At 63.7% G+C, this 20,377-nt stretch carries 13 protein-coding genes, 2 tRNA genes and 1 pseudogene; all 16 read left to right on the top strand.

What is annotated here, in order from left to right; all coding sequences use genetic code 11:
- The first annotated feature begins 33 nt into the window (after window positions 1–33).
- The 16 genes and pseudogenes from PMX21_RS03690 (at window position 34) to PMX21_RS03760 (ending at window position 20,317) form a co-directional block, all read left to right on the top strand.
- A complete protein-coding gene (locus PMX21_RS03690) occupies window positions 34–873 on the top strand; it encodes a formate/nitrite transporter family protein (protein ID WP_271758088.1) in 840 nt (279 codons plus the stop codon).
- Between the two features lie 122 nt (window positions 874–995).
- Window positions 996–3,113 (top strand): molybdopterin-containing oxidoreductase family protein, encoded by a 2,118-nt coding sequence (locus PMX21_RS03695; protein WP_271758090.1) that lies wholly within the window; start codon window positions 996–998, stop codon window positions 3,111–3,113.
- Between the two features lie 76 nt (window positions 3,114–3,189).
- The gene (selA, locus tag PMX21_RS03700; RefSeq protein WP_271758092.1) at window positions 3,190–4,647 is read left to right on the top strand and encodes an L-seryl-tRNA(Sec) selenium transferase; all 1,458 of its coding nucleotides are present in this window, start codon (window positions 3,190–3,192) and stop codon (window positions 4,645–4,647) included.
- Window positions 4,644–6,611, top strand: coding sequence for a selenocysteine-specific translation elongation factor (gene selB, locus PMX21_RS03705; protein WP_271758094.1), 1,968 nt, complete (start codon window positions 4,644–4,646; stop codon window positions 6,609–6,611). Before selA ends, selB begins: the two co-directional genes overlap by 4 nt.
- A 36-nt stretch (window positions 6,612–6,647) precedes the next feature.
- A tRNA-Sec gene (locus PMX21_RS03710) sits at window positions 6,648–6,744 on the top strand.
- A 154-nt stretch (window positions 6,745–6,898) separates the two neighbouring features.
- Window positions 6,899–7,531 carry a molybdenum cofactor guanylyltransferase gene (gene mobA, locus PMX21_RS03715; protein WP_271758096.1) on the top strand — a complete coding sequence of 211 codons (633 nt, stop codon included), beginning with the start codon at window positions 6,899–6,901 and terminating at the stop codon, window positions 7,529–7,531.
- Window positions 7,532–7,546: 15 nt separating this feature from the next.
- Window positions 7,547–7,942, top strand: a complete 396-nt coding sequence (locus PMX21_RS03720; RefSeq protein WP_271758098.1) for a putative Se/S carrier protein — start codon at window positions 7,547–7,549, stop codon at window positions 7,940–7,942.
- Window positions 7,943–8,199: 257 nt separating this feature from the next.
- Window positions 8,200–9,555, top strand: coding sequence for an NADP-specific glutamate dehydrogenase (gene gdhA / locus PMX21_RS03725; protein WP_271758100.1), 1,356 nt, complete (start codon window positions 8,200–8,202; stop codon window positions 9,553–9,555).
- A 241-nt stretch (window positions 9,556–9,796) separates the two neighbouring features.
- Window positions 9,797–10,699, top strand: coding sequence for an FAD binding domain-containing protein (locus PMX21_RS03730; protein ID WP_271758102.1), 903 nt, complete (start codon window positions 9,797–9,799; stop codon window positions 10,697–10,699).
- A gap of 74 nt (window positions 10,700–10,773) precedes the next feature.
- Window positions 10,774–11,142: pseudogene (locus PMX21_RS10075) on the top strand ((2Fe-2S)-binding protein); the annotation flags it as partial.
- Between the two features lie 177 nt (window positions 11,143–11,319).
- The gene (locus tag PMX21_RS03735; protein WP_416378168.1) at window positions 11,320–13,530 is read left to right on the top strand and encodes a xanthine dehydrogenase family protein molybdopterin-binding subunit; all 2,211 of its coding nucleotides are present in this window, start codon (window positions 11,320–11,322) and stop codon (window positions 13,528–13,530) included.
- A 140-nt stretch (window positions 13,531–13,670) separates the two neighbouring features.
- Window positions 13,671–13,754, top strand: a tRNA-Leu gene (locus PMX21_RS03740).
- A gap of 88 nt (window positions 13,755–13,842) precedes the next feature.
- A complete protein-coding gene (tig, locus tag PMX21_RS03745) occupies window positions 13,843–15,144 on the top strand; it encodes a trigger factor (RefSeq protein WP_271758105.1) in 1,302 nt (433 codons plus the stop codon).
- Window positions 15,145–15,307: 163 nt separating this feature from the next.
- Window positions 15,308–15,928: an ATP-dependent Clp protease proteolytic subunit gene (locus PMX21_RS03750; protein ID WP_022095182.1), complete on the top strand. Its 621-nt coding sequence runs from the start codon at window positions 15,308–15,310 to the stop codon at window positions 15,926–15,928.
- Window position 15,929: 1 nt separating this feature from the next.
- Entirely contained in the window at window positions 15,930–17,336 is a 1,407-nt protein-coding gene (gene clpX / locus PMX21_RS03755; RefSeq protein WP_271758107.1) for an ATP-dependent Clp protease ATP-binding subunit ClpX, read from the top strand.
- 284 nt (window positions 17,337–17,620) lie between these two features.
- On the top strand, window positions 17,621–20,317 hold the full coding sequence (locus PMX21_RS03760; RefSeq protein WP_271758109.1) for a valine--tRNA ligase: 2,697 nt from the start codon (window positions 17,621–17,623) through the stop codon (window positions 20,315–20,317).
- Window positions 20,318–20,377: the final 60 nt, after the last annotated feature.

A 20,377-nucleotide genomic window follows, 5' to 3' on the forward strand; every position in this document is an offset into this window, starting at 1 on the left:
TTGTCCCTGCTGATTAGGAAAGAAGTGATTGACATGGCAGATTCCAAGGTGGAGTACCCCGCTCCTGATTGCCTGGCACCCGCCGCGATCGAGGCCAAGACCGAGGTCGCCGGCGTGACCAAGGCCAACCTGCCGGTCGCAAAGGCCTTTCTGTTGGCAATGTTCGCCGGTGCGTTTATTGCCTTCGGTGGCCTGTTCTTTACCGTGTTCTTGAGCGATAGCACGCTGGGCTGGGGCGCCCAGCGCGTCGTGGGCGGCCTGTGCTTTTGCCTGGGCCTGGTGCTGGTGCTGGTGTGCGGCGCCGAGCTGTTTACCGGCAATTCGCTTATGGTCTGCGCGCTCAAGAGCAAAAAGATCACCCTGGCTCAGATGCTCAAGGCTTGGGTCGTCGTGTGGGTCGGCAATTTTGTCGGTGCCTTGTTCATCGTCTTTTTGGTGTACATGGCCGGCATCTATAAGCTCAACGGCGAGGCGGTCGCCAACTCCATGGTGAACGTCGCCGCCGGTAAGGTGACGGTCGACTGGGTGACGATCTTCTTCCGCGGCATCCTGTGCAACATCTTTGTGTGCCTGGCCGTGTGGATTGGCACTGCGGGCAAGACCGTGGTCGATAAGGTTGTGGGCATTTTGCTGCCCATCGCCGCCTTTGTGGCCTGCGGTTTTGAGCACTGCGTTGCCAACATGTACTTTTTGCCCATGGGTGCCGTGATGCACGCGTGCGGCTATGGTGCCAAGGTTGCCGGGGCCGATGCGCTCAACGTCGCGGGTATTGCGTTTAATCTATCCGCCGCCACGCTGGGCAACATCGTGGGCGGCGCGGTTCTGGTCGCGCTCGGCTACTGGTTTATCTACGCCAAGAAGTCCGAGGCGTAAGGTACCGTCTGTTTGACGTTGGGCCTCCCGCGGGGCGTTGCCGTGCGGGAGGCTTTTTGGGTCTGGGGCTCGTTGCCGGGCTGTTGGCCTGTTGTGTTTGGCTTGTGAAAGGGGTAATCGAGATGGCATCTGCTGTGGAGCGTGACGGTCGTGCCGTGGTGACCACATGCGGGGGATGCTATGCCGATTGCGCCTTTGCGGCTCATGTTGAGGATGGTCGCGTGGTGGCCGAGTTACCGGTGCCGGGGCATCCGTGCGCGGCGCGTGCCCTCTGCGCCCGCGGTCGGCATCGCCTGGCAATGCCGTTTGACGAGCGCGATCGCATTGTGCATCCCATGCGCCGACGAACTGATGGCTCGGGGTTCGATGCGATTACCTGGGACGAGGCGTTTGCCCAGATTGCCGAGCGTCTTTTGGGGATTGTTGACGAATGCGGGCCCCGTGCGCTGGGCATGACGCTCGGCGTGCCCTCGTTCGACCGCTACTGGGCGTATCGCTTTATGCATGCGCTGGGCTCGCCCAACGTGTACGGTGCCGATGGCGCCTGCGAGGTAAGCCGACTTACCGGTTGGGAGCACAGCCTGGGCTATAGTCCCGCCTCCGACCTAGCGCACACCAATTGCATCATGTACCTTGGGCGTTCCATTGTCGATTCGTCGACGATGGGGGCCGTTGACGCGCTCAACGATGCCCGTCGCCGTGGGGCGAAGATTATCGTGGTCGACCCCCGGCGCAGCGGCTCGGCTGCGCTTGCCGACCGCTGGCTGCGCGTGCGCCCGGGCTGCGACCTGGCCTTGCTGCTGGGCATTGCGCATGTGCTCATTGCCGAGGACTTGTACGACCACGAGTTCGTGACCCGCTATACCACGGGCTTTGACGAGCTGGCGCAGGCGTCCCGTGCTTGGACGCCCGAGTGGACCGAGTCGATGTGCGACGTGCCGGCCGCAGAGATCGCCGCCACGGCGCGTGATCTAGCTGCCGCCGCGCCTGCTGCCGTGGTGGACGCCGGCTTTCATGGCGGCATCGGTATCGCGTATGCCAATAGCACCCAGACCGCGCGCGCGATTTGTCTGGTCGATGTGCTGCTGGGCTGCATCGGACACGCGGGCGGTGCCCTCAACCCGCCCACGCCGCTTGCTTTGGGCGATTTGGACCCTGCGCGTTTCGCGACGCCGTCGATGCCACGTGAGCCCAAGTTGGGGTCCGAGCGCTATCCACTGGTCGATCCGGTGCGCGGCCTGTGCACGACCATCGGTCAGTCGATTCTTGCTGGCGATTTGCGTGGACTCATCGTCTATGCCAGTAACCCCGGTGCGGGCTATGGCAATGCGCAGGCTTGGTTGGGTATTTTGCAGCAGCTTGACCTGCTCGTGACGATTGATATTCGCTGGTCCGAGACAGCGCGCGCTTCTGACTTCGTGCTGCCCGACGTGACGTATCTGGAGGCCGACCGCGGTGTGGGCACAGTCGTGGGCGCCAATGATTCGCGCGTGTTCTACCGCAACGCCGTGCTGCCCGTGTTACATGACGACACGCGTTCCGGTCGGGAGATTTTTGCCGGTCTGGCGCAGGCGTGTGGCGTGGGCGAGTACTTCCAGTTTACGTCTGACGATCTGGCGGCTGCCCAGGTGGCGCCTTTTGGGATCAATCTGGACGAGCTCAAGGAGCGCGGCTGGGCCGACACGGGTGTTACGTTGCCGTCGCGTACGGGCGAGCCGGCGATTCCCTTGGATAGCGGTAAAATTGCGCTGGCAAGCGACGTATGGGAACGAGCCGGCCTGGGCCGTGTACCCAACTGGATTGCTCCCATGGTGGAGCCCGGCCCGGGGATGTTTCGCCTCATTAGCGGCAACCGTCCCTTTGAGTCGCATACCTCGCGAAGGCTTGCGGCGGCCGGTGCCGCCGAGGCTGGATCGGACCTGGATGCCGTGCAGATGAATGCCGATGCTGCTGCGCACATGGGCATCGCCGACGGCGAGGTCGTCGAACTCGTGAGCGATATGGGCCGCGATCGCGTGCGCGTGGAGACGACGCCGTATCTGCATCCGGCGTGCATCTTCACCTCGGCCGCTCCCGGCGGGCGTTCGTTTGGCGCCGATGCCGGTGGCGCTCAAGCCTTGGGCGTGGGTCCGCTCGACCATACGCCGTTGCGTTGGGACCCGTTGACGGGCGCTGCGCTCACCCAGGAAAACGCCGTTCGCGTGGAAAAGATCGCGGCACGCGAGGATAATAGCGATTGATTGACTCAGCCGATCGAATTGGCTGATAGTTTGACGTTCGAACGATTGATTCACCTTTGGTTTTGAAAGGTCGCACATGAGCGATAGCCAGAACATGTCCGATGAGGTACGCGCCCGCCTTCGCGCTATTCCTTCCGTCAACGAGCTGCTCGCAGAGTGGCCGGTTGTGAAGGCGGCGGGGGAGACCTGCGACGCGGTGGTGCATGCCGCCGTCACGGCCGAGCTCGACGAGGAGCGCGCCGCGATTCGTGCCGGCGCCGCCCCGCGTTCCAAGCGCGACCTGGCCTCGGCCATCGAGTGGCGTGCGCATCGATCCGCACTGCCGAGCCTGCGCCCTGCCGTCAACGCCACGGGTGTGGTCATCCATACCAACTTGGGTCGCGCCCCGCTCGCGGAGTCGGCGGCAAAGGCCGTGGCCGAGGTCGCGCGTGGCTACAGCACGCTCGAGTACAGCGTGGACACCTGCTCGCGCGGGTCGCGCAAGGAGCACGCCGCGCAGCTCATCCGCTCGCTTACCGGTGCCGAGGACGCGCTGGTCGTTAACAACAACGCCGCCGCTGTGCTGCTGGTGCTGGCGACCCATGCCGCAGGCAAGGAGGTCATCGTCAGCCGCGGCGAGCTTGTCGAGATCGGCGGCAGCTTCCGCATCCCCGATGTCATGGCGGCTTCGGGCGCCAAACTCGTCGAGGTCGGCGCCACCAACCGCACGCACCTGGCTGATTATGAGCAAGCCATCACGCCCGATACGGCGATGATCCTCAAGGTCCATCCTTCCAACTATCGCATCGAGGGCTTTCACGAGGAAGTGGGCTCTCGGGAGCTTGCCGCCCTGGCCCACAAGCATGGTCTGCTGTTCTACGAGGACCAGGGTTCGGGCGCGCTGTTGCCCGACGACATCTTGGTGCGCGGCGGCGAAGAAACCACGCCGGCTTCGGTTTCGGCAGGGCTCGATCTGGTGTCGTGCTCGGGCGATAAGCTGCTCGGTGCCGCACAGGCGGGCATTATCATGGGCCGTCGCGATCTGGTCCAGGCCTGCGGGTCGCATCCGCTTATGCGTGCCCTACGCCCGGGCAAGCTCGCACTGGCGGCGCTCGAGGCTACACTACGCATTTACATGGATGGGGCGGATGTGGCCCATCGCGAGGTACCGGTGCTCAATATGCTCACGCTTCCGCAGGCCCATCTGGAGCGTCGCGCACGCAAGTTGCGCGATCGTATGGTCGCCGGGCTCGATAAGGCGGGTTGCCCGTGCGCCGTTCAGGTGGAGATCGTCGAGGAGTCGTCGACTCCCGGCGGCGGCTCGCTGCCTACCGTGGAGCTACCCACGATGTGCGTGGCCGTCTGCCCGGTCGACGGGCGCCTGTCCGTCGACGCACTTAAGCGCTCGCTCGTTCAAGACTTCGATACGCCAGTCGTCACGCGCGCCTCGCACGACCGCATTCTGTTTGACGTGCGCACGCTCGTGGGTGACCGCGATATCGAGACAGCGGCGTCGACGCTCGTCGCGTGCGTTGAGAAGGCGGTTGCACGATGAGTGAGGTTCAAGCGCTGGTGGAGTGTCCCGTTATCGTGGGCACGGCGGGCCACGTCGACCACGGTAAGTCGGCATTGATTGAGGCACTGACCGGCAAGAATCCCGACCGTCTGGAGGTTGAACGCCGTCGCGGTATGACCGTGGAGCTGGGCTTTGGCGAGCTGGCGCTGCCGAGTGGCAAGATCGTTGGCCTGGTCGACGTGCCGGGCCACGCGCATTACTTGCGCGCCATGGTGCAGGGCGCCACGGGTATCGACGTGGCCGTGCTGGTGGTCTCTGCCGTTGAGGGCGTAATGCCGCAGACCCGCGAGCACGTGCATGTGCTGGAGCTGCTGGGCGTTACGCATATGGTGGTCGCGCTGACGATGTGTGACTTGGCCGACGCCGAGATGACCGAGCTTGCCGAGCTCGATGTCGATGACTTTTTGTCGGGTACCGTGTTTGCGGACGCGCCGATGGTGCCCGTGTCGTCCAAGACCGGCGCGGGAATCGATGACCTGCTGGCTGCGCTCGACGAGCAGGTTGCCGCTTGCTGGGATGCCTGCCGTGCCCGTGGCGAGCTCACCGATGCCGCACCGCGTCTGCCCATCGACCGCTGCTTTACGATCAAGGGCGTCGGTACCGTGGTGACGGGAACGTTGCACGATGCGCCGGTTGCGGTGGGCGACGAGCTGATGGCTTTGCCGTCGCGTACGGTCTGTCGCGTGCGCGGGATTCAGGTGCATGGCGATACGCCGCGGGCGTTGCCCGGTCAGCGTGTGGCGCTCAACTTGGTGGGCGATGCCGTCGCCGCGCTCGATCGCGGTGAGATGCTCGGCGTGGCAGACCGTTTTGGTCAGACGTTGCGCTTTATGATGGCGTTTACGTATTTGGGTCGCGAGGGAGCCAAGCCGCGTGTGCTCGAGTCGGGTGCGCGTGTGCACGTGATGGCGGGTACGGCCGAGGTCGTCGGTCGCATCATGTTCATGGAGGGCGAGGCCCCCATGGCGGTGGGCGAGACCCGTAATGTTCAGGTGCGCTTGGAGGAGCCGCTGCCGCTGCGAGCCGGAGACCATGCCGTGGTGCTGTCCTATTCGCCCGTGATGCTCATCGGCGGCGGGCGCGTGCTGCTATCGCGCTGCCGTCGCTCGCGCGAGCTTTCGGCGGGGGAGCGCACGCTGCTTGCAGCGCTTGAGGCCGACGATGCCGTCGCTGGTGCGGATGCGTGGCTGGCGCTGCAGGCGTTGCCAGTCGTGGTCGCTGACGTTGCCGCGGCGCTAGATCTTGTTTCCGGTGAGGCCGATACCGCGCTGAACGAGTTGGTGGCACGAGGTGTTGTTTGCGAGCTTGCTGGCTCGGGCGATGCGCTGTATGTGAATGCCGCCGTGCTCGATGCCGCCATGGGCGTGCTGGCGGCGACCCTGTCGGCCATGCACGCGGCGGCTCCCAAGGAGACGGGCTTTACGCCCGGCGCCGTTGCCCATGCTGCGTGGCCTGCCGCTGATGAAGGCGTTGCCGCGGCCCTGATTGCCGAGGGCTGCTCCCGTGGCGTGTGCGCCGCCGAGGGCGCCGAGGTATTCGATCCGCATTCGGCCGCCGCGGCGGCACGCGTGGTGCGAGAGGCTTGCGAGCGCATCGTCGCGCTGCTTGACGAGGCTGGCCTGGATGCACCGGCGCTTCCCGAGGTGGGCGAACAGCTGCAGCTCGGTCGCGACACCATGACGCGTGCCCTGCGCGAGCTTTCGCTCAACCGCTCGATCGTTAAGGTCGAGCGCGACGTTGCCCTGTCCGCTGCCGCCGAGTCCCATGCGCGTGAGCTTGTCGCCGCCGCCATAGAGGCAGCCGGCGGCGCTGCCACCACGAGCGTGCTGCGCGAGGCCCTGGGTGTGTCGCGCAAACGCGCCATTAGCATCTTGGAGCACCTAGATGCCGTGCGCTTTACGGTGCTCGACAAGGATGCCGGCGGCCTGCGCTCCCTGCGCTAGATTGGCTGCTCGGTTTGGTAAAATACCGCCGCACTTGGGAACGGATGGGCTCCGGTGGGCTCCGCGGTCCTCAAAACCGTTGCGAGGCGTGCAAAACGTCTTGGATGTGTTCGATTCACATACGTTCCCGCCATACGCTACCAGCGCTTTTGTGCTCGCGGTCTTGCTGCGTGCCGCAAAGGCGCTGTTTTGTTTTTGCACGAGCTTTTCGTAGTGCCGCTATTTCGGCGGCGGTATTTAGCTTCGTGCACCGGGTTTCGAGCATGCCGATGGGGGTGTTTTGCCGTATGACTACCGTAAGACGTGCCGATCTTTCTTGTGTCGTCCAGGCGGGTGGGCTGTCCTCGCGCATGGGCTGTGATAAGGCGCGCATGGCGTTTTGCGGCGAGCCGCTCATCGAACGCGTGCTGGGTCGGCTGGCGCCAGTTGCCGGCGAGTTGGTCGTGACGACTTCGCGTCCCAGCGAGCTTGCCTACCTTGAGGAGCGCACGTTTGGCGGCCTGGTGCCGCGAATAGTGTCGGACCTTGAGGGGCCGGCGGGCGCCATGCGCGGCATCGCGAGTTCGCTGACTGCGGCCCGGCTGCCTCTCGCTGCTATCGTCGCCTGTGATATGCCGTTTGTCTCTTCGGAGCTAATCGGTGCCCTTGCTGGCTGTGTCGAGGCCGAGGCGCTCGACGTGTGCGTGCCGCGCGAGGAGCGGGGGATTGAGCCGCTTTGCGCCGTCTGGCGTCGTGACGCGTGTGCTCCGGTTGCCCAAGAGCTGCTCGCCGGTGACCGTCAGCGAATCCGCTGCCTGATCGACCGGGTGAACGCCGGGCATTTGGACGAGCCTCAGATTGTCGCGGTCGCCGGCTCGACGCTCTGCTTCGAGAACGTCAATACGCCCGAGGAGTTTGCGGCGGCCGAGTTACTCGCCTAGACGATTGGAGTTGCCATGTCTCACGATATTTGTCCCGACACGGGAGAACCTTGCACTTGCGATGGGTCCGAGCCTTGCACCTGCGGCTGTGGCGGCTGTGGACATACGGCCGAGGAAGAGGCAGCGGCGGCTGCGTATCGCGAGTCGCACCGCGAGGCCTCGTTCGGCGATGCCCCTGATCACGAACGCAAAATCATCGCGTCGTTCGACAGCACCTTCGATGTGATGGAATGCGAACAGCTGTGTCTTGCCGCCGGTGTGCCCGGGCGCATCATGCCGCTGCCCGGCTCCATCACCGCCGGCTGCGGGCTGTGCTGGGCCATGCCGTTCTCGGGCGATGCCCTCGCCGCCTTCCGCGCCGCCACCGAGGGCCGCGTAACCCCCGCCGACTACCACCAGCTCGTCCTCTAACCACCAACACCACCACAAAGGTGCCTGTCCCCAATGTGGTGGTTTGGAACACGTGGACGAAACAGCTTCGAAACACGCGATTTGTGCGTCGGGCACTCAAAAACGCTTCTACCTGCATCGTAATCAAAACGAAACATCTGCTCGTCGGCTTATGCGAAACTTTGCTGCAACAGTGCGATATTATCCATACTCGATAAAGCTCGCGGCGCATGGGGCGCCTCGAACGACACCTTTCTTTTCCATCAATTGGAGGAAGCATGAGCTACACGCAGAAAGTTCTCGACGAGCTCAAGGCCCGCTATCCCGAGCAGCCTGAGTTCATCCAGGCCGCGACCGAGATCCTCGGCACCATCCAGCCGGCGCTCGACGCCCATCCCGAGTACGAGGAGGCCGCCCTGCTTGAGCGCCTCGTCGAGCCCGAGCGCATCGTTATGTTCCGTGTCCCCTGGGTCGACGACCAGGGCAAGGTCCAGGTCAACCGCGGCTACCGCGTCGAGTTCAACTCTGCCATTGGACCCTACAAGGGCGGCCTGCGCTTTAACCCGACGGTCACCCTGGGTATGCTCAAGTTCCTGGGTCTGGAGCAGATCCTCAAGAACAGCCTGACCACCCTTCCCATGGGCGGCGGCAAGGGCGGCTCCGACTTTGACCCCAAGGGCAAGTCCAACAACGAGATCATGCACTTCTGCCAGTCCTTCATGACCGAGCTCTATCGCCACATCGGCCCCAACACCGACGTTCCCGCCGGCGACCTGGGCGTTGGCGGCCGCGAGGTTGCCTACCTGTTCGGTCAGTACAAGCGCCTGACCAACGAGTGGACCGGCGTCCTCACTGGCAAGGGCCTCTCCTTTGGCGGTTCGCTCGCCCGTACCGAGGCCACCGGCTACGGCCTGGCCTACTTTGTGGACGAGTACCTCAAGAGCCGCGGCGACTCCTTCGAGGGCAAGAACGTCGTCGTTCACGGCTCCGGTAACGTCGCCATCTACGCAGTCCAGAAGGTTTCCCAGCTCGGCGGCAAGGTGCTCGCCTGCTCCGATACTCACGGCTGGGTTGAGGATCCCGACGGCATCGACTACACCGTGCTCGAGCACGTCTACAACAAGAAGCGCTCCGGCCACGACAAGGGCGTCACGCTCGCTATGTACGTTGACGAGAAGCCCAACGCCGTGTGGCACGAGGGCGACGGCCGCGGCGTTTGGCAGCTACCCTGCGACATCGCGCTGCCTTGCGCTCGCGAGAACACACTGTTGCTCGAGGACGCCCAGGCGCTCGTCGCCAACGGCTGCAAGGTGGTCGGCGAGGGCGCGAACATGCCCACGACCATCGAGGCCACGACCTACTTCCAGGAGAACGGCGTCGCCTTTATGCCCGGTAAGGCTGCCAACGCCGGCGGCGTGCTCGTGTCCGGCCTGGAGATGAGCCAGAACGCCGAGCACCTGTCCTGGACCTTCGAGGAGGTCGACGGCAAGCTCGAGCAGCTCATGCGCGGCATGTTCCACAACGTGGACGACACCGCCAAGAAGTACGGCGAGGAGGGCAACTTTGTCATGGGCGCCAACATCGCCGGCTTCCTGAAGGTCGCCGACGCCATGCTCGCCCAGGGCGTCTGCTAAATTTTCGCTCGACATAGCATGTGATGAGGCTCCCAGCTATCCGGCTGGGAGCCTTTTCTATCCCGGAGGACTCCTCATAACTTGCGGTGAAATACGGACTGTTTAGCGCCCCAGAACGGCTAATCAGTCCGTATATCACCGCAAGTTATGTATGGGTGGGTGGATTTTGTCCTAAAACGGTGTGCGGCCCCTCGTTTGGTACACTTAAAGGTACTGGACAAGTGGAGAGATGGGGGAGAACGTGCTCAAGTTCGGTACCTACGTCCGTGTTGGAAACGCGGCCGAAGCCTATGAGCTCTTGCAGAAGAACCGCAACAACAAGATTGTGGGCGGCGGCATCTGGATGCGCTTGGGTTCGCGCCGTGTGGCGACGGCGATTGACCTTTCGGCCTGCGGACTCGATCAGATCGAGGAGACCGAGACCGAGTTTCGCATCGGTGCCATGTGCACCCTGCGCCAGCTCGAGCGCCATGCCGGGCTCAACGCGCTTGTCAACAATGTCTTTGAGTTCGCCGTCCACGACATCGTGGGCGTGCAGCTGCGCAATACCGCCACGGTGGGCGGCAGCATCTACGGCCGCTTTGGCTTCTCGGACGTTCTCTCCGCCTTCCTCGCGCTCGATTCCTATGTTGAGCTGACGGGCGCCGGTCGCGTGCCGCTCGCCGAGTTCGTGGACATGGGCTACGTGCGCGACGTGATCGAGCATGTCGTGGTCGTCAAGCATGATTACCGTGCGAGCTACGAGGCCGTGCGCAAGGCCGCGACCGATTTCCCCTCGCTCAACGTCACCGTCGCCTGGTGGGACAACAGCTGGCATGTCACCGTGGGCGCCCGCCCGCTGCGCGCGACCTTGCTGCAGGGCGAGGCGTGCGGCCTTACCAACGAGCATCCTTCCGAGGACGAGCTTCGCGCCCTTGCCGCGTCCGTACGCGCGCTGAGCTATGGCACCAACATGTGGGGCTCGGCCGACTACCGCCGCCGCATCTCGGCCCCGCTGGCGATTCAGGCCGTGCGCCGCGCCGCCGGCATCGAGCTTTCGGCCGCGCTTGCCCGCGAGCTCGAGGGCGTGCAGATTCCCAAGTTTGCCACGGACGAGTATTCCTGCCGCCGCGTGCCCGGCGTCGATTCTAGCGAGGTGCGCTAATGGCTGCCAAACTCATCGATCTTTCCTTTACGCTCAACGGCCGCAAGGTCAAGGTTCAGATTGCCCCCGACACCATGCTCTTTGCGCTGCTGCGCGAGCAGGGCTGCGCGTCGGTGCGGTGCGCCTGCGAGACCACCAACTGCGGTCTGTGCACGGTGTGGCTCGACGGCGACCCGGTGCTGAGCTGTTCGGTTCCCGCCGCCCGTGTCGAGGGCCATACCATCACCACGCTCGAGGGCCTTAAGGCCGAATCCGAGGCACTGGCCCGCGCGATGGCTGCCGAAGGCGCCGAGCAGTGCGGTTTTTGCGCCCCCGGCCTCATCATGAACGTGCTGGCGCTTGCCCGCGCCGCCAAGGAGGACCCAAGCCTCGTCGCCACGCGCGAGGAACTCTCGCGCCAGCTTGCCGGCAACCTCTGCCGTTGCAGCGGCTACGAGAGCCAGCTGCGCGCCATCGTCCGTTTTCTCAACGAGTCCGGCGTGCAGGTGGGTTTCGAGATGCCCGAGCTGCCGGTCAATAACACCAGCTCCGATGGTGTCGCGTACAAGCAGATCACCCACAAGCAGCCCAAGAAGGACTCGAAGGCGCTGCTCGAGGGTCGTCCCGTCTACACGGGCGACATGGTGCCCGCCGGCGCCCTGATCGTTAAGCTCAAGCGCAGCCCGTATGCCCGCGCCAAGATCCGCTCCATCGATACGTCGCGCGCCCTGAAGGTGCCCGGCGTCGTGGGCGTCTACACCTACGATGACGTGCCCCAGCGTCGCTTTACCATTGCCGGTCAGAGCTATCCGCAGCCGAGTCCCTATGACCGCCTGATCCTCGAGAACCTGGTGCGCTACCAAAACGAGGAGGTGGCGATCGTCGCCGCCGAGACCGAGGAGGCTGCCGACAAGGCGCTCAAGCTCATCAAGGTCGACTATGAGGTGCTCGAGCCGCTGCTCGACTTTACCCAGGCACTCGATAACGACATCGTGGTCCACCCCGAGGGCGACGTGACCTTTATGTTCCCGCAGGGCGGGGATGTCTCGCGCAACCTGGTGTGCAGCGGTACCAGCGATTATGGCGACTTGGACGAGGCCTTCGCCCAGAGCGACATCGTCTTCACCCGCACTTACACCAGCCAGGCCACGCAGACCGCGCCCATGGAGACCTTCCGTGCCTTCGCGACGACCGACGCGTTCGGCCGCATCTCGGTGACCACCTCTACGCAGGTGCCCTTCCACGTGCGCCGCATGGTCGCGCAGTCGCTCGACATTCCGCAGTCGCAGGTGCAGGTCATTAAGCCGCGCATCGGCGGCGGCTTTGGCTCCAAGCAGACGGGCTGCTGCGAGATCTTCGTGGCGTTCGTGACCCAGCAGACCGGCCGTCCGAGCTATTGCTGCTACACCCGTGAGGAGACCATCACCGCGGGCAACTCGCGCCACCAGATGCAGATGACCGTTAAGTTGGGCGCCATGAACGACGGCACCATCACGGCCATCGATTTGCACACGCTGTCCAACGCCGGCGCGTACGGCGAGCACGCTACCACGACGATCGGCCTTTCGGGCCACAAGAGCCTGCCCATCTACAACCATGTGAAGGCGAGCCGCTTTAGCTGGGACGCCGTCTACACCAATACCAACCGCGGCGGCGCGTATCGCGGCTACGGTGCCACCCAGGGCCAGTTTGCCGTCGAGAGCGCCGTCAACGAGCTCGCCGACATGCTGCACATGGACCCCGCCGACCTGCGCCTTAAGAACATCGTGCGCGAGGGTGAGATCATGCCGCAGTACTACAACGAGAAGCTCAACGCCTGCGCGCTCGACCGCTGCCTGCTGCGCGCGATGGACATGATCGGCTGGCGCGACAAGCCGCTGGCCGTCGACCTAGGCGACCGCGTGCGTGCTCTGGGCTGCGCGCTTACCATGCAGGGCTCGGGCATTTCCAACGTAGATATCGCCGGCATCGACATGCGCCTGGAAGAGGACGGCTTCATTACCATTGGCACCGGCGCCACCGATAACGGCATGGGCGTCGACACGATCCTGGCGCAGATTGCCGCCGAGGAGCTGGGCGTGGAGAGTTCGATGATCGTGGTGCGCGGCGTGGACACCGATGTGTCGCCGTTTGACGCCGGCTCGTACGCGAGCTCGGGTACGTACGTGACGGGCCTTGCCGCCAAGAACGCCGCGACCGAGCTGCGCGAGAAGATTTGCGCCAAGGCCGCCCAGATGTGGGATGTGGACGTCGCCGATGTAGTCTTCGATGGTCAGTACGTGCGCCTGTCCGACGAGCGTGCCGCGCGCGAGCAGAACCGCTACCTCACGCTGCGCGACTTTGCCAACCTGTGCGTCAAGAATATCGCGGGCGGCGACGCGCTGACCTCACATGCCTCTGCCTGCCTGCCCGTTTCGCCTCCGCCGTTTATGGCCGGCATTGCCGAGGTCGAGGTCGACAAGGCCACCGGCAAGGTGACCGTGGTGGACTATGCGGCGGCTGTGGACTGCGGCACCGTGATCAATGAGGCGCTCGCGCGCGTCCAGGCCGAGGGCGGCATTGCCCAGGGTATCGGCCACGCGCTCTACGAGATCGTCGAGCATGACGACCGCGGCCGCCTGCGCACCGGCAACTTTATGAGCTATAAGCTGCCCACGCGCCTGGATATCGGCAGCATTCGCGTGGCCTTTGAGCCGAGCTACGAGCCGACGGGTCCGTTTGGCGCCAAGTCGATCGGCGAGGTCGTCATCAACACGCCACTCGCCGCCGTGGCCTCGGCCGTCGCACACGCCACCGGCCACCAGGTTCGCTCGCTGCCGATTACGCCCGAGAAGGCCCTGCTGGGGGAGTAGCGGGTCAGCGAACAAGTCGTAATTGGCGGGGCGGGGCAACTCGCCCCGCCTTTTGCACTCGTGGTGAGGTCGTGAGCTTGTAAAAGGTGTGCGTGCGCTTGTCGTTCGTATCTGCTATCATTCCTAGTCTGTGCGCTCATGCGGGCGTGGCGGAATTGGTAGACGCGCCAGATTTAGGTTCTGGTGGGATTCCCGTGAAGGTTCGAGTCCTTTCGCCCGCACCAACGCATCTGCGTCGGCTTCGGCCGTCGCGACACTTTGTTGCATAAAGGTACCAGCACCTCAGATAAGCTGGGCAGTATGAGGAGGAACGTGTTGAACATCACCGCTTCTGACGTCAAGGACGCCAAGCTCACCGCTACGGTCACCATCCCGGCCGCCGACGTCGACGCCGCGATCAAGAAGGCCTACAAGGACACCGCCAAGAAGTACCGCTTCCCGGGCTTCCGCGCCGGTAAGGCCCCCCGTCCGGTCATCGACTCCGCTCTTGGCGCCGAGGCTACCCTCGCTCAGGCCACCAACGACCTGATCGCCGCCAACGAGCCCGCCGTCCTCAACGAGCTGGACATCGTCCCCACCAAGAGCGGTGACTACAAGGAGCTCGACCTCGCCAAGGATCACGAGGACTACACCTACACCGTTGAGTTCTCCCTGCGTCCTGCCGCTGAGCTCTCCTCCTTCGACGCCGTCGAGATCGAGATGCCTCCCGCGGAGGTCACCGAGTCCGAGATCAACAACCAGGTCGAGATGCTCCTCAACTACCGTGCCACCTTCGAGGACGTCGAGGGTCGCGCCGTCGAGGCCGAGGACTACGTCACCGTCGACCTCAAGGCCGTCGAGAATGCCGACAACTTTGCCGCCGAGGGCCGCATGCTCATCGCCGGTAGCGACAGCAACCCCAAGGAATTCAACGAGGCCCTGATCGGCGCCAACGTTGACGACGTCAAGTCCGTCACCTGGACCGACGAGGTCGAGGAGGGCGAGGAGGCCGAGACCCACACCGTCGAGGTCACCGTCAAGGGCATCAAGGTCCGCAACACCCCCGAGCTCACCGACGAGCTCGTCAAGTCCGACTTTGGCTTCGACAGCATCGACGCTATGCGCGACGCCATCAAGATCGAGATCGAGCAGGACAAGGCTTCCCGCCTGCCGGCCGAGAAGGAGAACCGTTGCGTCTCCGCTCTCGCCGAGCGCCTGCAGCTCGACGAGATGGATGCCGACTACGAGCAGTCCGTCTTTGAGGAGCTCGGCCAGAACTTCCTGTCCAACCTCGCTGCCCGCGGCATGACCCTGGACACCTGGCTGCCCGCTTCCGGTCTGACCATGGAGCAGTTCATCGGCGACCTGCACAAGCAGGCCAACGACGTTGCCCGTGAGTCCCTGGCTCTGGACGCCCTCGCCCGTGAGCTCAAGATCGAGGTCACCGAGGACGACATCAACGCCGAGTTCGAGAAGGCTGGCGTCAAGGACGTCGAGGCTTCCAAGGCTGAGTTCATCGCCGATGGTCGCATGCCTGCTGTCCGCGAGTCCATCCGTCGCTCCAAGGCCGTCGACCACCTGGTCGAGAACGCCAAGGTGACCGAGGTCGACGAGACCGCCAAGGACGCCGAGTAATTCTCGCCACCTTGCCCACGAGCGCATGGGTGCGCCCGTGATGGGGTAAAGTTATACACCGGTTATCCGGTTGCTTCGTACGGTGCCAGCCAATGCATAGCATGCGGGCACCGTACGTTTATCTAGAACCAATTTGGTCCGCAAGAGAGAAATGGAGATGCGTATGATCGCCAAGTTCGATTCCGCCCTCGTGCCATACGTTATCGAGCAGACGCCGCGCGGCGAGCGCAGCTACGATATCTATTCGCGCCTGCTCAACGATCGCATCATCTTCTTGGGCGAGGAGATCAACTCCGTCAGCGCCAACCTGGTCGTTGCCCAGCTGTTGCATCTTGAGAGCCAGGATGCCGAGAAGGATATCTCGCTCTATATCAATTCGCCCGGCGGCGAGGTCTACTCCGGCCTGGCGATTCTGGACACCATGAACTTCATCAAGCCGCAGGTCTCCACCATTTGCGTCGGTATGGCTGCGTCCATGGCCGCCGTGCTGCTTTCGGCCGGCGCTAAGGGCAAGCGCTTCTGCCTGCCGCACTCCAAGGTCATGATTCACCAGCCCAGCGGCGGTGCCCAGGGCCAGCAGACTGAGATCGAGATCGTTGCCGAGGAGATTAAGAAGACTCGCCGCGAGCTCAACCAGATCCTGTCCGACGCCTCGGGCCAGCCCATCGAGAAGGTCCAGGCCGACACCGAGCGCGACAACTACCTGACTGCTGCCGAGGCCCTCGACTACGGTCTGATCGACCGTATCGTCACCTCGCGCGATCTCGCCGCGAAGGATGCCTAGGATGGCAGGAAACATGCAGGACAACTTTGACGAGAACGGCAACCCCATCCGCTGCTCCTTCTGCGGAAAAGAGCAGGGCCAGGTCCGTCGCCTCGTAAAGGGCCCGACCAACATCTTTATCTGTGACGAGTGCGTCGCCGCCTGTTCCGAGATTCTGGAGGAGTCGCTGGCTTCGGACTTTATGGACGCTGCCCGCAACGGCAAGCTGCCGGGCTTCCTCAACGACCATGGTCAGGCTGCATCCCAGCCCGCCGTGGACCCCGAGACCGAGGGCTTTGAGCTCGAGGACGACCGCCAGGTCATCACGCACGTGCCGACGCCGCACGAGATTTATGACGAGCTTTCGGCCTATGTTATGGGCCAGGAGGACGCCAAGCGCGCCATGTCGGTTGCCGTGTACAACCACTACCGCCGCGTGATTGAGGGTGGCGCTGCGCTTTCGGCCTTTGACGACGGCTTGGACTCGCAACTCGACGATGATATGGATGAGGTGGAGCTCGCCAAGTCCAACATCCTGCTGCTCGGTCCCACTGGTACCGGCAAGACCCTGCTCGCCCAGACGCTTGCGCGCATCCTCGAGGTGCCGTTTGCCATCGCCGATGCCACCGCGCTTACTGAGGCCGGTTACGTTGGCGAGGACGTGGAGAACATCCTGCTCAAGCTCATCAACGCCGCCGATGGCGACATTGAGCGCGCACAGGTTGGCATTATCTACGTGGACGAGATCGACAAGATCGCCCGCAAGGCCGAGAACCTCTCCATCACCCGCGATGTTTCGGGCGAGGGCGTTCAGCAGGCACTGCTTAAGATTCTTGAGGGCACGGTGGCAAGCGTTCCGCCCACCGGCGGCCGTAAGCATCCCCAGCAGGAGCTGCTGCAGATCGATACGACCAACATCCTGTTCATCTGCGGCGGTGCCTTTGTGGGTCTGGACAAGATCATCGCCGACCGCGTGGGCAACAAGGGCGTGGGCTTTAACTCCGAGATCGCCGGACCCACCTCGGTCGACGAGAACGACCTGCTGCGTCAGGTGCTCCCGCAGGACCTCAACGCCTTTGGCATGATCCCCGAGTTTGTGGGACGTACGCCCGTCGTCACCCAGACGCAGGCGCTCGACGAGGACGACCTGGTGTCGATTTTGACCGAGCCCAAGAACGCCGTGGTGCGCCAGTACCGTAAGATGTTCCAGCTCGAGGACGTTGAGCTTGAGTTTGAGGACGCCGCCCTGCACGAGATCGCCCGCATGGCGCTCGCCCGCAAGACCGGCGCCCGCGGCCTGCGTTCCATCTGCGAGGACGTGCTGCAGCAGACGATGTTCGACCTGCCCAGCGAGGAGGGTGTCGCCAAGGTCATCGTGACCGAAGCCTCCGTAAAGGGCGAAGAACAGCCCCAGCGCATCTACGGGTAAACCAGCCAAAAACGTGCTTGCAAATAGCCTCTGACCATCCGTGGTCGGAGGCTATTTTATATATACGCAATAACCCCAACTACCTGTGTTATTCTGTGTGTTTGTTTTAGCCTCAGCGAAGTCATATCAGACTGAAGTAATCGATACCTAAGGCGTGTCCGCCTGCTTGGTTTTCGTAGATTCCGCACGAGCCGAAGAGCACTTAATGTGCTCTTCGTGCGAGCCAGGACCTGACCGAGCGAAAACCAAGCAGGCGGACACGCCGGCGGGACAGGGAGAGATATATGGAAGAGATGCCCAAGAACTACGATCCGTCGACCAACGAGCCGGCGATCCTGCAGAAGTGGCTCGACGGCGGCTACTACAAGCGCCGTGAGGGCGTGGGCGACTGCACCGTCACCATTCCGCCTCCCAACGTGACCGGCAAGCTCCACATGGGCCACGCTACCGACGACTCCATCCAGGACGCCATCATCCGCATGGCCCGCATGCGCGGCAAGTCCACGCGCTGGGTGCTCGGCACCGACCACGCCGGTATCGCCACGCAGACTAAGGTCGACAAGAAGCTCAAGAGTGAGGGCATCAGCCGCCTGGAGATCGGTCGCGACAAGTTTGTCGACGCCTGCTGGGACTGGACCCACGAGTACGGCGGCATCATCGTCGAGCAGATCAAGCGCATGGGCTGCTCCGTCGACTTCGACAACGAGCGCTTCACCATGGACGAGGATTACGCACAGGCCGTGCGCAAGGTCTTCTGCGATTGGTACCACGACGGCCTGATCTACCGTGGCAAGCGTATCGTTAACTGGTGCCCCAACTGCACCACCGCCATCTCGGACGACGAGGCCGAATATAAGGACGAGAAGGGCCACCTGTGGCACCTGCGCTACCCGCTGACCGAGCCGGTCAACGGCCAGGATTACATCGTCGTCGCCACCACGCGCCCCGAGACCATGCTCGGCGACACGGGCGTCGCTGTCTCCCCGAAGGACCCCGAGAAGGCCGCCTTTGTGGGTAAGACCGTCAAGCTCCCCATCGTCGACCGCGAGATCCCCATCTTTGAGGATTGGCATGTCGACGCCAACTTTGGCTCCGGCTTCGTTAAGGTCACCCCGGCCCACGACCCCAACGACTACGCCATGGGTCAGGCCCACGACCTGCCGCAGATCAACATCTTCGACGAGCACGCGGTGGTCGTCGAGGGCTATGGCGAGTTCACCGGCATGAACCGCGACGAGTGCCGCGAGGCCGTCATCAAGTGGTTCGACGAGCACGGCCTGCTCGACCACGTCGAGGACCTCGATCACTCCGTCATGCACTGCTACCGCTGCGACGCTGCGCTTGAGCCGTGGCTGTCCGAGCAGTGGTTTGTGGCCGTTGACAAGCTCAAGGGGCCGGCGCTTGATGCCGTTAACTCCGGTAAGGTTACCTTCCACCCCGCGCGCTGGACGCAGACCTACACCACCTGGATGGAGAACCTTAAGGACTGGTGCATTAGCCGCCAGCTGTGGTGGGGCCACCGCATTCCCGTGTTCTACTGCGAGGACTGCGGCTGGGAGGACGCTCTTACCGAGGACACCGATGTGTGCCCCAAGTGCGGCGGCCATCATGTGCATCAGGACGAGAACGTGCTGGACACCTGGTTCAGCTCGCAGCTGTGGACCTTCGCCACGCAGGGCTGGCCGCAAAAGCCGGAGCTGCTCGAGGGCCATCACCCCACGACCGCGCTCGTCACCGCGCGCGACATCATCGCGCTGTGGGTCGCCCGCATGGTCATGAGCTCGCTGTACTTCCTGGACGAGGTGCCGTTTAAGGACGTCGTCATCTACCCGACGATCCTTGCCAAGGACGGCAGCCGCATGTCCAAGTCCAAGGGCAACGGCGTTGACCCCATGGATCTCATCGGTATGTACGGCGCCGACGCCATGCGCTACAACCTGCTGACGCTGTGCACCAACAACCAGGACGTCAAGTTCGACGCGAACATCGATAAGAAGACCAAGAAGCTCATCGACAGCCCGCGTACCGACCAGGCTAAGTCGTTTGTGACCAAGATCTGGAACGCCAGCCGCTTCCTGCTTATGAACATGGAGGGCTACACGCCCGGCGAGCCCGTCGTGGAGACGCCGGCCGACGCCTGGATGTTCAGCCGCCTGGCCAAGGCCGTCAAGATGGTCACCGAGGGTATTGAGAACTACACCTTTGGCGACATGGCCCGCGGCGTGCAGCAGTTCTTCTGGAACGAGGTCTGCGACTGGTACGTCGAGGTCACCAAGGCCCGCCTGAAGGGCGAGGGCCGTCTGCAGGCTCAGCGCAACCTGATCTTTGTGCTCGACACCTCCATTCGCCTGATGCACCCGCTCATGCCGTTTGTCACCGAGGAGATCTGGGACAACATGCCGGCGAGCGTGCTCGATCTGGACGCCGAGGGCAACGTGAACCGCGCCGAGGCACTCATGATCGCCAAGTGGCCGGAGCCCGCCGACTACGCCAAGTACGTCGACGAGGACGCCGAGCGCGCGTTTGAGCTGTGCCGTGCCGTGGTATCTGCCGCCCGCGCCACGCGTTCGCGTTATCGCTTGAGCCCCAAGGCCGAACTCGACGTGGTCGTGCGCGCCGGTGCCGAGGATATCGCGAAGCTCGAGAGCCTGCGCTCGACCATCGAGCCGCTGGCGAACACCGCCTCGCTGGTTATGGGCACCGACGTTGAGAAGCCTGCCGCGAGCATCGCCGTGGTCGACAGCGGCGTCGAGGCCTTTGTGGTGCTCGAGGGCAAGGTTGATCTTTCGGCCGAGAAGGCGCGCCTGGAGAAGGAGATCGCCGCGGCCCAGAAGGAGCTCGCCGGCTGCGAGAAGACGCTTGCCAACGAGGGCTTTGTGGCCAAGGCCGCGCCCGCGGTGGTCCAGAAGAAGAGGGACCGTGCAGCTGAGCTCAAGGAGATCCTGGCGGCGCTGAACTCGCAGGTTGCTGACTTCTCGTAAGCGTTACTGGGGGACGCGGTTTGGGGCATTGCTCGCTACTGCGGACAGTCCTGCTCGCAC

The organism is Collinsella aerofaciens (genome assembly GCF_028209885.1).
GTDB classification, from domain to species: Bacteria; Actinomycetota; Coriobacteriia; order Coriobacteriales; family Coriobacteriaceae; genus Collinsella; species Collinsella aerofaciens_BA.

Coding starts and splice junctions, on each gene's coding strand:
- PMX21_RS03735 (WP_416378168.1), top strand. CDS start 11,320: ATGGTGCCCGCCGGCGCCCTGATCGTTAAGCTCAAGCGCAGCCCGTAT.
- PMX21_RS03750 (WP_022095182.1), top strand. CDS start 15,308: ATGATCGCCAAGTTCGATTCCGCCCTCGTGCCATACGTTATCGAGCAG.
- PMX21_RS03720 (WP_271758098.1), top strand. CDS start 7,547: ATGTCTCACGATATTTGTCCCGACACGGGAGAACCTTGCACTTGCGAT.
- clpX (WP_271758107.1), top strand. CDS start 15,930: ATGGCAGGAAACATGCAGGACAACTTTGACGAGAACGGCAACCCCATC.
- mobA (WP_271758096.1), top strand. CDS start 6,899: ATGACTACCGTAAGACGTGCCGATCTTTCTTGTGTCGTCCAGGCGGGT.
- selA (WP_271758092.1), top strand. CDS start 3,190: ATGAGCGATAGCCAGAACATGTCCGATGAGGTACGCGCCCGCCTTCGC.
- gdhA (WP_271758100.1), top strand. CDS start 8,200: ATGAGCTACACGCAGAAAGTTCTCGACGAGCTCAAGGCCCGCTATCCC.
- PMX21_RS03690 (WP_271758088.1), top strand. CDS start 34: ATGGCAGATTCCAAGGTGGAGTACCCCGCTCCTGATTGCCTGGCACCC.
- PMX21_RS03760 (WP_271758109.1), top strand. CDS start 17,621: ATGGAAGAGATGCCCAAGAACTACGATCCGTCGACCAACGAGCCGGCG.
- selB (WP_271758094.1), top strand. CDS start 4,644: ATGAGTGAGGTTCAAGCGCTGGTGGAGTGTCCCGTTATCGTGGGCACG.
- PMX21_RS03695 (WP_271758090.1), top strand. CDS start 996: ATGGCATCTGCTGTGGAGCGTGACGGTCGTGCCGTGGTGACCACATGC.